Below are 13733 nucleotides of genomic sequence, written 5' to 3' on the forward strand. Positions count from 1 at the left end.
GATAACATGTTACCGGTAACATTGCGAATAAACATGAACAGTGTGGACATAACGAATAAAACCACTGACCCGTCTTTCGCGTTTTTTAACCAGTCGAGGAGCGCAACCGTGAACAATGATCAGAACCGAATTTATGTGTTTATGGGCGTATCAGGCAGCGGAAAATCAGCCGTCGCCAACGCCGTGGCACACCAGCTTTCAGCCGGTTTTCTTGACGGCGATTTCTTACATCCCCGCAGTAATATCCTGAAAATGGCCGCCGGTGACGCCCTCAATGATGACGACCGCGCGCCGTGGCTGGCCGCCCTCAATGATGCCGCGTTTGCCATGCAGCGAACCAATAATGTGTCGGTCATCATCTGCTCGGCATTGAAAAAACGTTACCGCGATCGTCTGCGCGCAGGTAACGCCAACCTGTCTTTCATCTATTTACAGGGTGAATTCCCGGTCATCGAAGAACGCATGGCCGCACGCAAAGGGCACTTTTTTAAATCGCAGATGCTGATCTCACAGTTTGCAGCACTCGAACAACCTGGCGCTGAAGAAAGTGACGTGATCACCATCGGCATTCATCAGCCGCTTGATGCGGTGATTGCAGAGACCCTGCAACACATCCGTAGTTTTCAGCAACAGGAGCATTGCGCGTGAATACAGTGACTTTAGTCGGTACTGCAGCGGGCTCCGTGTTGCTGCTGCTTTTTCTGGTGATGAAAGTGCGTATGCACGCGTTCGTCGCGCTGATGCTGGTGTCGATTGCCGCCGGGATTTTCTCCGGCATGCCGGTCAATACCATTGCCGACACCATGCAGAAAGGCATGGGCAGCACGCTGGGTTTTCTGGCGATTGTGGTGGCGCTGGGGGCGATGTTCGGCAAGATCCTGCATGAAGTCGGCGCACTTGACCAAATTGCGGCCCATTTACTGAATCGTTTTGGCAAAAACAAAGCCCATTATGCTCTCGGGATTGCCGGGCTGGTTTGCGCCTTGCCGCTGTTTTTCGATGTGGCGATTGTGCTGCTGATTGGCATCGTGTTCGCGGTGGCGCGCCGTACTGACGGCAACATCGTCAGGCTGGCGATCCCGTTATTTGCCGGTGTCGCGGCAGCGGCGTGTTTCCTGCTTCCGGGACCGGTCCCGATGCTGCTGGCGTCGCAGATGAATGCCGATTTTGGCTGGATGATCGCCATCGGTCTGGTGGCCGCGATTGCCGGCATGCTGATCGCCGGTCCGCTGTACGGCAATTTTATCAGCCGTCATGTCAGCTGGCCGATGCCTGTTGAAGAAAATGCCCCGACGCTTAACAAAGATAACCTGCCGTCATTCGGTTTCAGTCTGGCGCTGATTTTGTGTCCGCTGGTGTTGGTGGGAATGAAAACCATCGGCGCACGCTTTGTCACGGCGGGTACGCCATTGCACGACTGGCTGGAGTTTATCGGCCATCCGTTTACCGCCATTCTGATTGCCTGCCTGATTGTCATTTACGGGCTGGCAAAACCACGCGGCATGACCAACGAACAGACGCTGGCCATCTGCTCAGCCGCCGTTCAGCCCGCCGGGATCATCCTGCTGATGACCGGTGCGGGTGGCGTATTCAAACAAATTCTGGTGGATTCCGGCGTCGGCCCGGCCATTGGTGACGCGATGATCGGCACCGGCTTACCGATTGCCGTGGCCTGTTTTGCACTGTCAGCGGTCGTGCGGGTTATTCAGGGTTCAGCCACCGTGGCCTGCCTGACCACTGTCGGGCTGGTATTGCCGGTAACCCATCAGATGGGGCTCAACGGCGGTCAGCTGGCCGCACTCGCCATCTGCATTACCGGCGGTTCCATTGTGCTCAGCCACGTAAACGATGCCGGTTTCTGGTTATTCGGCAAGTTCACCGGTGCCAGCGAACTGCAAACGCTGAAAACCTGGACGGTGATGGAAACCCTGCTCGGCACGACTGGCGGGATCATCGGCATGATTGCTTTCACGATGCTTTAAGAAAGGGGACAACATTATGATTAACAACACCGTGGCCCGTGTCACGCAGCGGATCATCAACCGTTCCGCATCCACCCGTGAAGCCTATCTGGCGCGTATGGATGCTGCCCGTTCGCAAACCGTTCACCGCGCGCAACTGGCCTGTGGCAATCTGGCGCATGGCTTTGCCGCCTGTCAGCCGGATGAGAAGAATTCCCTGAAAAATATGGTGCGCAGCGATATCGCCATTATTACCGCCTACAACGACATGCTGTCGGCGCATCAGCCCTACGAGCATTACCCGCAACGCCTGAAAGACGCACTGAAATCGGTGGGTGCGGTCGGTCAGGTGGCGGGCGGCGTACCGGCAATGTGTGACGGTGTCACGCAAGGGCAGGACGGCATGGAGTTGTCGCTGATGAGCCGTGACGTGATTGCCATGTCGGCGGCCATCGGCCTTTCACACAACATGTTCGACGGGGCGTTGTATCTGGGTATCTGCGACAAAATCGTGCCGGGCTTAGTGATGGCGGCGCTGTCATTCGGCCATCTGCCGGCGGTATTTGTGCCCGCCGGGCCGATGAGCACCGGTTTGCCGAACAAAGAGAAAGTGCGTATCCGTCAGCTTTATACCGAAGGCAAAGTGGACCGTCAGGCATTACTGGAAGCGGAAGCCGCGTCGTATCACGGCATTGGCACCTGTACATTTTACGGCACTGCCAACACCAATCAGATGGTGATGGAAGTGATGGGGCTGCATCTGCCGGGTGCATCGTTTGTGCCGCCGGATTGCGCGCTGCGTGATGCACTGACCGATTCGGCAGCACGTCAGGTCACCCGTCTGGCCGAAACCACCGGCAACTATCAGCCACTCGGCCAGATGGTGAATGAGAAAACCGTGGTGAACGGCATTGTTGCGCTGTTAGCCACCGGCGGTTCCACCAATCTGACTATGCACATGGTCGCTATGGCGCGTGCGGCAGGCATTGTCATCAACTGGGATGATTTCTCTGAGTTGTCCGATGCGGTGCCTTCGTTATGCCGTATTTACCCGAACGGCCCGGCGGATATCAACCAGTTTCAGGCGGCGGGCGGCGTGCAACTGGTGGTGCGCGAATTGCTGAAAAACGGCCTGTTACATCAGGATGTCAACACCGTGGCTGGTTTCGGATTAGACCGTTACACGCAGGAACCGTGGCTGGAAAACGGCGAACTGGCGTGGCGCGAAGGCGCAGAGCATTCGCTCGACACAAACGTCATTGCCAGCGTGCAACAGCCGTTTGAGCATCACGGCGGCACAAAAGTGTTGTCGGGTAATCTCGGGCGTGCGGTGATGAAAACCTCGGCGGTGCCTGCGGATAATCAGATTATCGAAGCCCCTGCGGTGGTATTTGAAAGCCAGCATGACATTGTTCCGGCATTCGAGGCCGGTAAGCTGAACCGCGATTGTGTGGTGGTGGTGCGTTTTCAGGGGCCGCAGGCCAATGGCATGCCTGAGCTGCATAAACTGATGCCGCCGCTTGGCGTATTAATGGATCGCGGATTCCGTGTCGCACTGGTCACCGACGGTCGTTTGTCCGGCGCTTCCGGCAAAGTGCCTTCTGCTATCCACGTGACGCCGGAGGCGTTCAGCGGCGGCATGTTAGCAAAAGTGCGTGACGGCGACATTATTCGCGTCAACGGGCGAACCGGCGAACTCGAATTGCGTGTTGATGCTGCCGAACTGGCTGAACGAAAAGCGTATCAGCCTGATCTGAGCGCAGAACATATCGGTTGTGGCCGTGAGCTGTTCAGTGCCTTGCGCAGCCAGCTTTCCGGCGCGGAACAGGGCGCCTGCTGCATTACTTTTTAATTTATCGAAACGGATGAGAAGACAAGAATGAAAAACTGGAAAACAAGCGCAGAACACATTCTGACGGCGGGGCCGGTTGTGCCGGTCATCGTTATCAATAAACTGGAACAGGCGGTTCCGCTGGCGAAAGCGCTGGTGGCCGGTGGTGTTCGTGTGCTGGAAGTGACGTTGCGCACCGCCTGTGCGATGGACGCCATTCGTGCCATTGCCAGCGATGTGCCGGAGGCGATTTTGGGCGCGGGTACTGTGCTGAATGCGCAGCAACTGCAAGATGTCACCGACGCTGGCGCACAGTTTGCCATCAGTCCGGGGCTGACAGACGAATTGCTTGCCGCCGCGACCGCCGGTTCCATTCCGCTGATCCCGGGTATCAGTACCGTTTCTGAACTGATGCTGGGTCTGGATCACGGTCTGCGCGAATTCAAATTCTTCCCGGCGGAAGCTAACGGCGGCGTGAAAGCATTGCAGGCGATTGGCGGTCCGTTCCCGCAGGTGCGTTTTTGCCCGACAGGCGGGATTTCACTGGCGAATTACCGCGATTATCTGGCGCTGAAAAGTGTGCTGTGCATCGGCGGATCCTGGCTGGTGCCAGCCGATGCGCTGGAAAGCGGTGATTACGATCGTATTACTGCACTTGCCCGCGAAGCTGTGGCAGGGGCGAAATAGGTTTTAGCCGTTCGAAATAATAGCGATAAAAACCCACGTGAGTACGGATGCCCGTACTCACTCCTTTATTTCTTCCGCAGTGCCCCGTTTCCCCTTTAAGAATTCCTTAACGTAACGCCTGTAGGATGGCGTTTTGACTGCCGGAAGTCTGGAATTCTCATCGCAGATATTTTGAATGAAGGGGCATCGTCATGGTATTGAACACCGCAGTGATCGCCGCACTGGGCAGTGTACTGATCACCCTCCAGTTTTCCTCTCTGTTGATCGCCTGGTGGCGAATGCGCCGCGGTATCCTGCGCGATGAAGCGCATGAAACCTCGGAATTTATCGTGCTGGTCAGGCCTTTGTGCGGATATAACGCCTTTGAAGAGGAAACACTGCGCTCCAGTTTTTATCAGGACTATCCCGCTTACGAAATTGTGTTCTGCGTGGCGTCACGCTTTGATCCGGTGATCCCGCTGGTGGAAAAGCTGATGGCTGAATTCCCTGATAAGCCTGCACGCCTGCTGACTGGCGATGACAAAATATCCGCCAATCCGAAGGTGAACAATCTTAATAAAGCCTGGAGTCATACCACCGCAGGCGTGGTGGCCATGGCAGACAGCAACCTGTTGTTACCGCCGGATTATCTGCGTTCACTGATGAATACCTTTGACAGTCAAACCGGACTGGTGAGTTCTCCGGCAGTCGGGATGATCCCGGAGAATTTCTGGGGTGCCGTGGAAGCCGCCATGCTGAACACGCATCAGGCGCGCTGGCAGTATTTGTCGGATTTTCTCGGTAACGGCTTTGCGCAGGGGAAAACGTTGTGCTGGCGGCGCGAGGTGCTTGATAATGGCGGCGGAATGGCGGCGCTGGGTAGTGAGCTGGCGGAAGATGTCGCCTCAACCAAACTGGTGCGCCGCGCCGGGCTGAAAGTCCGTTTACCCGCACAGCCTTTTGCGCAGCCTATCGGGCATCGCAGTCTGGAAGCGGTCTGGAGCAGACAACTGCGCTGGGCGCGTATCCGCCGTGCCGGATTTTTCTGGCTGTTTGTGCCTGAAATTATCATTGGTTTCTTGCCCGTGCTGGCGGCGGTGCTGTGGCTGACTGCCCGCGGTGATTTGCCACTGTTTGCTCTGCCGGTGCTTTTTGTGCTGTGGTATGGCGGTGAATGGGTGCTGGCCAAAGTGCTCGGCTGGCCGCATCAGCTGAGAGATATTCTGGCAATGTGCATCCGCGATATCCTGCTGCCCGCCTTGTGGTTATGGTGCTGGACCGGGCGCGGCTTTACGTGGCGGGGCACAGTTTTAGGTGAAAGGCACGTAGATAAAAAACACCCCGCATCTGCCAGCCAGCCGTCGGGGAAATAAGGACAGTATGTTTTCTCTTGAAACACTCGAAACGCTTATCAGAGCCCACGGCCTGCTGATCATGACGCCGCTGGCTATCCTTGAAGGGCCGGTAGTGACGGTGATTGCAGGCTACTTCGTTCGTCTCGGCTATTTCAGTTTGTCCGCCATGTTGACCGTGGTGATGATCGGGGAAGTGCTCGGGGATATTATTTTTTACTCGCTCGGGCGGTGGGTGATCAAAGCTGACGGCCAACCGCCCGCCTGGCTGGCCCGTCTCGGGCTGACCCAGCCGCGACTGGAAAAAATGGTGAAAAGTTTTGACCGCAAAGGCGGGCGGTTGCTGGTGCTGGCCAAACTGACTCATTCCGCTGGCGCACTGGTGCTGACCGGCGCGGGCATGGCGCGCATGCCGCTGGTGCCTTTTCTGTTCTATAACATCATCGCGGCTATTCCCAAGAGCCTGTTTCTTCTGGGTATCGGCTGGATGTTCGGCGATATCATCGCACAGGTGAACAACTGGATAGCCTGGGTATCCCTGGGTTTGTTCATCCTGCTGGCCGTCACCGGTGTTATCTGGCTTAAGTCTAAACAATGATCACGGTGAGTTGCATTATTCCGGCACACAATGAGGGCTGCCGCATCGGCAGTGTGCTGGATGTGGTGCAGAACCATCCTTTACTGCGGGAGATTATCGTGGTGGATGACGGCTCCGCCGATAACACCGCACAAATCGCGCAGGGCAAGAACGTCAGGGTGATCAGCCTGCCTGAAAATCGCGGTAAAAGTTATGCCGTTGCCGAAGGCATTGCCGCAGCAACGGGCAGCCATCTGCTGATGCTGGATGCGGATCTTGTCGGGCTGAGTTATGACGATATAACCGCGCTCATCAGGCCGGTGATGGCGCATCAGGCGGAGGTCTCGATAAGCCTGAGGCGCAACAGCCCGTGGATCTGGCGGTTTATCGGGCTGGATTATATTTCCGGTGAACGGGTGTTTGCGCGCGAGTTAGTCGCACAGCATCTCGCAGCCATCCGCCGGTTACCGCATTTCGGGCTGGAAGTCTGGATTAATCAGCAGTGGATTGCCGCCGGATTGCGCGTGCAGGTCGTCAGCTGGCAAGGCGTTATCAGCCCGTATAAAGCCGCTAAAATGGGCTGGTTGCGCGGATTAAAGGCCGATGTGTCGATGATGCGCGATATATTCCGTACCATCAGTTTGCGTGAATCCGTGCGGCAAATTATCTGTCTTAAGCGCAAAAGTCGGGTCTGAACAGGACAGAATATCAGTCAGCATTTTCTGTACTGTTGTCAGCCAGCGGCTATTTTTTAGTGAATTTTTTATTTGGTTACAAATAAACCACGCTTTACATCATATTCATATTTCTCCAGCACTCTGTTGCAAATCCTCATACTCCATTTCTTCCCTGGCGTTCAGTCAACTGATATCAATTATCATTAATAATTTGATAATGCGTCTTGTTGCCTGGAGTTTGCCCTTTGTTAGCCACATTTATTATCGGTCTTCGTGAAGGTCTGGAAGCGGCGCTTATCGTCGGGATCATTGCGGCATTCTTACGCAAAAACGGTAAAAGCCTTTTCGCGATGTGGATGGGCGTCGGGCTGGCGCTGATGCTTTCGGTGATGGTCGGCGTGGCGCTGGAGATGACCGAACGCGCGTTACCGCAGGCAAGTCAGGAAGGAATGGAGTCGGTGATCGGCCTGATCGCTGTTTTCTTTGTCACTGGCATGATCATGTGGATGAACACCCACGCTCACACCATGAAAAATGAGCTGGAAAGCGAAGCCGCGCAGGCGATAAGCCAGTCAGGTGCCCGGGCGCTGGCGAGTATGGCTTTTCTCGCCGTGCTGAAAGAAGGCTTTGAAACCAGCGTGTTTCTGCTCGCCACATTCTCGGTAGCGCAGTCAGCCATGTGGGCGGCGGCCGGCGCGGTAACCGGCCTGCTGGTGGCGGTGGGCATCGGCTGTGGCATTTATTTCGGCGGCATCCGCATCAATCTCTCGCGCTTTTTCCGCTTCACGGGGTTGTTCCTGATCCTGGTCGCAGGCGGATTAATCATTAACGCGTTGCTGACAGCACACGAAGCGGGCTGGCTGAATATCGGGCAGCAGCGCGTGGCGGATCTCGCCTGGCTGGTGCCGCCGGGCACTGTCCGCTCAGCGCTGATTACCGGCGTGCTGGGCATTCCGCCGGATCCGAACCTGATCCAGACTGTCGCCTGGCTGCTCTACATTGTCATTGTGTCGCTGCTGATTTACTGGCCTGCACACCGCCGTCCCTCCGCGATTAACGGTGCGCGGCTGCGGCTGGCATTTGCCGGTGTGATGGTCGTGTCAGCAGTGGGATTGCGCCTTTTTTACCCAAACTACACACTGCAACTGCCTGCCAGCGCACCGCTGGTAAGTAATGACACCCGGAACACCGCACCGGCGGGTGAGGTAAAACTGTTGTCTGATACGAACGGCTATCAGCTGAATGTGACGCCTGCGGACGGCAACGTGAGGGTGACCGTTCTGCCCGCCAGCGCCGCCATTGCCGGTCATCATGGCGGCCTGCAAACCCGCGAATGGCAAACCAAATCTCGCTTTACGCCTGCGGATGCGCCTGCCGTTCTGACGCTTGATCAACTGGTGGCATTCTATGGCAACCGTATTCCCATTGGTCTGAATCCGGCGATGCATCCGGGGCCTTATCAGGCGCAGTGGTCGGTCAGTTGCACTGTTCAGGCCTCTGTGGCGCAGGGCGTGTTGCTGGGGGCCAGTGCCCGGGCAGATGAGCTGATCACGCTTTCCGGCAGCGGCCTGCAATCCCCGCGAACCATCACCGTTCGTCATCCGACGGCGGCCGCTTCAGCCTGCAACTGGCAGGTGAGCGGGGCGTATCAGCAGACCGTTTCTGATGCCCTGCAACAACTGCAAATCGCACAAGATACCTACCGTTTCTGGGCATATATGTTGCCGGTCATTCTGGCCGCGCTGGCCCTGATTTTTGTTTTCTCAGCACGACGGGTTCTCCTGAAACACCGTAATGAAAGGCTGGCCGCTGCGGGTGAATACAGCCTGTCATTCGGTTCTCAACTACACACCAATTTGCCAAAAAATAAATAAAGGAAATGAAATTCATGCGTAAACCGAATTTTAAGAAAAAAGAATCTCTGATGACCACGGCGGGCCTGGCGGCGTTGCTGATGTTTTCAGTGGAAGCACCGGCTGATGCGGCGCAGGCAGCGGTAAAAAATGGCGTTTCACAAGTGAATATCACCATGACCGGAGACAACGGCGGTACGTGTGTGGTTGACCATAATTCAGCGAAAGCGGGGCCGGTGACGTTCAATGTGGTGAACAAAACGGCAACCGCCATCACGGAGTTAGAGCTGCTGAGCAATGATCGTATTCTGGGCGAAAAAGAGAATCTGGCACCCGGCCTGCCGATGGTGAAATTCACCCTGACTCTCGACGGCGGCAAATATCAAATCTATTGTCCGGGCGCGCAACATGAAATGACCGACTTTACCGTCACCGGCAAAAGCGCCACACAACCTGCGGGCAGCGCCGGGACCATTCTGGCGCAGGGCACCAAAGATTACGCCACTTATGTGAATGGCGTGGTGGATGCGATGGTGGTCGGTGTGAACCGCCTGAAAGCGGATATTGATGCGGGAGATCTTGCTACAGCGAAAGCCGATTACGCAAAAGCGCGTCCTTTCTACGAACGTATTGAATCTGATGTGAGCGGGTTTGTATTGCCGGGCTTCAAAGCGACGGACAACGCCGGTAACCTCGATTATCTGATCGACATGCGTGCGTCTAACCTTGACCCGAAAGCAGGCTGGCATGGATTCCACGCCATTGAGCGTGACCTGTTCGGTCAGGGTAAAATCACGAATGAAACCAAACAGCTGGCTGCCGAATTACAGAAAAACGTCGCACAGCTCGACACACTGACCAAAGCGCTGACTTACAAACCTGAAGATCTGGCGAACGGTGCCGCAGATCTGCTGGAAGAAGTGCAGAACACCAAAATCAACGGTGAGGAAGAAGCCTTCAGCCACTTCGATCTGGTTGATTTCGCGGGTAACGTAGAAGGTGCGCAACAGGCGTTCGCTTACCTGCAACCGGGGCTGGAAAAAATCGATCCGGCGCTGACCAGACAGGTTGCCGCGCAGTTCGCTGCCGTGCACGTTATGCTGGAAACCTATCGTGATCCTTCAGTCCCCGGCGGTTACAAATATTACACCGCAGAACTGAAAGCCTCTGATGCTGCTAAATTGAGCCGTACTATTCAGGCGTTGCAAGAACCCCTGTCTAAGATTGGTGAGAAAGTCGCGGCGAATAAAGGAGCCTGAGGAATGAGCGATAAACACCAACCGGCCAGGGAGGCCGGTAAGTTCTCCCGGCGTGATTTGCTCAAAGGTGCAGTGGCGGGCGCAAGTGCGCTGGCCATTCCTGCGGTCAGCCATGCGCACGGACAGACCGCCGCCCGTGACCCGGAAGATAAGGTCGATCTTTCACGTGAACACCCTTTTTACGGCACCGGCGGGCAGGCGGGGATCAGCACGCAGCCTCAGCGCCACATTATGTACATGACGTTTGATCTCACCACCACCAGCCGTCAGGATTTGCAGGTGTTGCTGGCGCGCTGGTCATCGGCGATTGCCCAACTGATGAAAGGTGGCACCATCGGTCAGATTGAGCCTCTGCGTAATAGTGGCGTCGGTATGGATACCGGCGAGGCGTTAGATCTGGGTCCGGCGTCACTGACCGTCACCGTTGGCCTCGGCCCGCGCGTGTTCAGCGAAACCTTTGGACTGGTGAAACAAAAACCGTTGCTGATGCGTGAACTGATGCAGCTCCCGAGCGATGACTTACAACCTGAAGTGACCGGCGGTGACCTCTCGCTTCAGGCCTGTGCGGATGATCCGCAGGTGGCCTATCACGCCATTCGTGATTTGGCGCGTATCGCCAAAAGTACCGGCGCTGCCCAGACCCGCTGGACGGTCATGGGCTTTGGCCGTGCGTCAGCCGGTAAAGGCCAGTCCACACCGCGCAATTTATTCGGCTTTAAAGACGGCACCCGCAACATCACCGAAAAAGCAGATTTTGACAAATATGTCTGGATCAACGATGGCGGCCCTGCATGGCAGCAGCAGGGCACCTATCAGGTGGTACGCAAAATCAAGATGCACATTGAAAGCTGGGATACTGACCGCGTCAGCGACCAGAACAATGTGTTCGGTCGCCATAAAGTCTCCGGCGCGCCGCTGACCGGCACCAGAGAGTTTGATACGCCGGACTTTAAGAAAACGGCTGCGGACGGTAACTTAATTATTCCGGCCACTGCGCATATCAGCCTGGCCGCGCATGAAAATAATGGGGGGATTAAAATCCTGCGTCGTTCATATAACTACACGGACGGACTGAATAATATGGCCCAGCTCGATGCCGGTTTGTTATTCATCAGCTATCAGAAAGATCCGGCGCAGTTTGAAGCGCTTCAGAACCGTTTAGGCGCATCCGACGCGATGAATGAATATATTTCACATATCGGATCGGGTATTTTCTTCGTGCCACCGGCACCGAAGGAAGGCGAGTATATTGGTGCTGATATGTTTAAGGTGTAAGCCCGCCGGAAGCACCTACACTAAAAATCAGGCCAGCGCATTTGCTGGCTTTTTTGGCGTTATGCCGGGGGAGCGCCCTCGTTGTCATCTGAAAACCTTTACGTTCGCTTCCCGCGCATAATTGCGCGGAGCTTTGTGCCAAAAGCGGACGTCAGATCCTCTAGATACAATCAGCGCAATGGCTTTGAGAAACAGACAGCTTCAGTCCTGCCTATGTATGGGCCGTAATTCTCAATACGGATATAACCATTTTTCTCGTAGAAATTTACAGCCCGATAGTTCATGTGTCGGGTTTCCAGCCTAAGTTCTGTATATCCCATCTCTTTTGCAGATTTTTCAAGAAAAGTGAGTAAGGCACCGCCAATCCCTGACACACTTCGGTCTGAAAACATTCTTTTAAGCTCGGCGATATTTTGCGTTAATGGCCGTATAGCACCGCATCCTATAGCTTTGCCATGAGAATTCTTTGCTAATGCCCATAAAGCTTTGTCATCACTCATTGCTTCAACGGTGAAATTGCTTTTGCCATTATCACCAGTAATAGCGGCAAGTTCTGCTGACAGCATTTCGATTAAGCGATGAGATTCTGAAGAAAATGGATCTGATTTCTCTACTGTTATCATGGTTATACCCTGCAGGATGAGTGTGACCAACATAAAGCATTCTGTTAAGGAAAGCATCAGCCAAAACGGGGGATGGGACAACACTGTTTCCAAACTATCCCGAGGGTATCATGCCTGCTGCTCGCTCAACGTTGCCTGTCATGCCTGCTTAAAAAACAGGCTTAACGTAGGGTGTTGTCCGTTTTCCATGCAGGCCCTACAAGAGCAGAGTTAGATCATTTGCGTTGAATCTCATAACTGCTGATTTTAAATTCACACGTAATCATTTCCCTTTATGTTTATTAAGTTTTTTTGACAAAGCAATCAATCCCCATATTGAATTTAGCTTTTACAATAACTGGAAGAACGGGTTGGAAAAATATTATTTAACTGCCCACATAAACAATACATAAACAAAAAATAAAAATCGAAAAGAAATCACCTGCTCAACAACAATAAAAAAGTTGAAAGGAAATATAGTATTACATTATTAAATAAAGATCTTACAAGTCGGTTGCTATATTTATTTTGCAAGATCATTAGGCATTCTTTTACCAGAAATAATAGCCCCAACTTTTGACAATGAGGTTTTAATTATGAAAGTAAGTAGAATTGCAGCGTTGTTATTTATCTCCTTTACGGGTTTATCCAGAGCAGCGGAACCACTCCACCACTTCAATACATCTTCTGTTGACCATCTGATTATTCTTGCAGGCGATGGCGGAGCGGGTGGCGACTAAGATCATATAAATCCCATACTGCCAGATCACACGATCTGGCAGTTTTTATAACACGCAGTTGAGGAGACTTCTTTGTGAATATGAATCTTAAATTAGTAGCATTTTTGTTTTGTACTGAGTTTTGCTTGTCGGGTGTAGTACATGCTGAAAATGCGATAACGCCGAACAGTATAGCTACAATCCCTGTGTCAGCAGACCAGGCCAGTTCCCTTAAGGTAGTGACGGTAAAATGCGGGCATTCTGGTAAAGATGGGCAGCCAGGTAAGGATGGTAACAATGGGCAGGGTGGTAAAGGCGGTGCGGCTGGTAAAGGCGGCGCGGCCGTCCCATGTAGCAATTAAGGTAAGCGCTCTCAGGCAAATAGTGTTTTTCCAAAAAGGTGCTGCTTATGCGTCTGAAACTAATCTATATATTTACAGCTCTCGTTTACTTGGCGTCAACATCGTTCGCCCATGCGGACGCATCGTCCAAATGGCCATCAACGCAACACAACGTTAATGGGTTCGTTCTGGTTGATGGTTCTCCCAGGGCAAATGGAGGGGACGGCGGGAACGGATGAACCAAGGTACGTTGCCCAGATGCGAACGAGATTATCAGGAAAATAAACTGCATGGTTCTTTTGCTCCTGTAAGAATCCCGCATAATCGTTCAATCCGCTTTTTAGAGGTTTTCTGTCATACGGATGAAGTGACCTTTAAAGCGAATGTCGCCTTCTCGCTCACAGTTGCCCTCTTTACTGTTAGGGCAACTGAGTGGCAGAAGCGGAAAGATTGTTTTGGAAAAACTCTAAAGCCGTGGCCAGTTTTTGTTGACCATATATGGACGCCCCGGGTGTTACAAGTACTGGTTCGATACGGTTTGCGACCATATATCCGGCGTCGTTAGTGGGTTAATTTACCCGCGCCATGATGTTATCCGAGCCCTGTTTCCTTATCACTAC

The 13733-nt window shown here is 53.8% G+C and carries 13 protein-coding genes; 12 read left to right on the plus strand and 1 reads right to left on the minus strand.

The window, feature by feature from the left end; all coding sequences use genetic code 11:
- The first annotated feature begins 108 nt into the window (after nucleotides 1-108).
- The 10 genes from gntK (at nucleotide 109) to efeB (ending at nucleotide 11451) form a co-directional block, all read left to right on the plus strand.
- On the plus strand, nucleotides 109-648 hold the full coding sequence (gntK, locus tag LC431_RS10785; protein ID WP_015689980.1) for a gluconokinase: 540 nt from the start codon (nucleotides 109-111) through the stop codon (nucleotides 646-648).
- Nucleotides 645-1982 (plus strand): gluconate transporter, encoded by a 1338-nt coding sequence (gene gntU / locus LC431_RS10790; RefSeq protein ID WP_015689979.1) that lies wholly within the window; start codon nucleotides 645-647, stop codon nucleotides 1980-1982. Before gntK ends, gntU begins: the two co-directional genes overlap by 4 nt.
- 16 nt (nucleotides 1983-1998) lie before the next feature.
- A complete protein-coding gene (edd, locus tag LC431_RS10795; protein ID WP_217243951.1) occupies nucleotides 1999-3813 on the plus strand; it encodes a phosphogluconate dehydratase in 1815 nt (604 codons plus the stop codon).
- A gap of 27 nt (nucleotides 3814-3840) precedes the next feature.
- The gene (locus LC431_RS10800; RefSeq protein WP_112198389.1) at nucleotides 3841-4479 is read left to right on the plus strand and encodes a bifunctional 4-hydroxy-2-oxoglutarate aldolase/2-dehydro-3-deoxy-phosphogluconate aldolase; all 639 of its coding nucleotides are present in this window, start codon (nucleotides 3841-3843) and stop codon (nucleotides 4477-4479) included.
- A 191-nt stretch (nucleotides 4480-4670) separates the two neighbouring features.
- Nucleotides 4671-5831, plus strand: a complete 1161-nt coding sequence (locus LC431_RS10805) for a ceramide glucosyltransferase (RefSeq protein WP_223509795.1) — start codon at nucleotides 4671-4673, stop codon at nucleotides 5829-5831.
- 7 nt (nucleotides 5832-5838) lie between these two features.
- Nucleotides 5839-6408: a DedA family protein gene (locus tag LC431_RS10810; protein WP_037035688.1), complete on the plus strand. Its 570-nt coding sequence runs from the start codon at nucleotides 5839-5841 to the stop codon at nucleotides 6406-6408.
- Complete coding sequence (locus LC431_RS10815; protein WP_126124912.1) at nucleotides 6405-7082, plus strand: glycosyltransferase family 2 protein; 678 nt, start codon at nucleotides 6405-6407, stop codon at nucleotides 7080-7082. Before LC431_RS10810 ends, LC431_RS10815 begins: the two co-directional genes overlap by 4 nt.
- A gap of 227 nt (nucleotides 7083-7309) precedes the next feature.
- Entirely contained in the window at nucleotides 7310-8938 is a 1629-nt protein-coding gene (efeU, locus tag LC431_RS10820) for an iron uptake transporter permease EfeU (RefSeq protein ID WP_121019288.1), read from the plus strand.
- Nucleotides 8939-8952: 14 nt separating this feature from the next.
- Complete coding sequence (gene efeO, locus LC431_RS10825) at nucleotides 8953-10176, plus strand: iron uptake system protein EfeO (protein WP_013575654.1); 1224 nt, start codon at nucleotides 8953-8955, stop codon at nucleotides 10174-10176.
- A gap of 3 nt (nucleotides 10177-10179) precedes the next feature.
- The gene (gene efeB, locus LC431_RS10830) at nucleotides 10180-11451 is read left to right on the plus strand and encodes an iron uptake transporter deferrochelatase/peroxidase subunit (protein ID WP_119261685.1); all 1272 of its coding nucleotides are present in this window, start codon (nucleotides 10180-10182) and stop codon (nucleotides 11449-11451) included.
- Between the two features lie 170 nt (nucleotides 11452-11621).
- Here the strand turns inward: efeB and LC431_RS10835 are convergent, their stop codons facing one another.
- Nucleotides 11622-12074, minus strand: a complete 453-nt coding sequence (locus LC431_RS10835) for a GNAT family N-acetyltransferase (RefSeq protein WP_013575652.1) — start codon at nucleotides 12072-12074, stop codon at nucleotides 11622-11624.
- A 575-nt stretch (nucleotides 12075-12649) separates the two neighbouring features.
- On the opposite strand from LC431_RS10835, the gene LC431_RS10840 reads away from it, so the two are divergent.
- Both LC431_RS10840 and LC431_RS10845 read left to right on the plus strand, forming a co-directional pair.
- Entirely contained in the window at nucleotides 12650-12793 is a 144-nt protein-coding gene (locus tag LC431_RS10840; protein ID WP_013575651.1) for a hypothetical protein, read from the plus strand.
- Nucleotides 12794-12867: 74 nt separating this feature from the next.
- Nucleotides 12868-13134 (plus strand): hypothetical protein, encoded by a 267-nt coding sequence (locus LC431_RS10845; protein WP_223509796.1) that lies wholly within the window; start codon nucleotides 12868-12870, stop codon nucleotides 13132-13134.
- Nucleotides 13135-13733: the final 599 nt, after the last annotated feature.

The organism is Rahnella sp. GSA61A (genome assembly GCF_019969905.1).
In the GTDB taxonomy this organism is placed as follows: domain Bacteria; phylum Pseudomonadota; class Gammaproteobacteria; order Enterobacterales; family Enterobacteriaceae; genus Rahnella; species Rahnella aceris.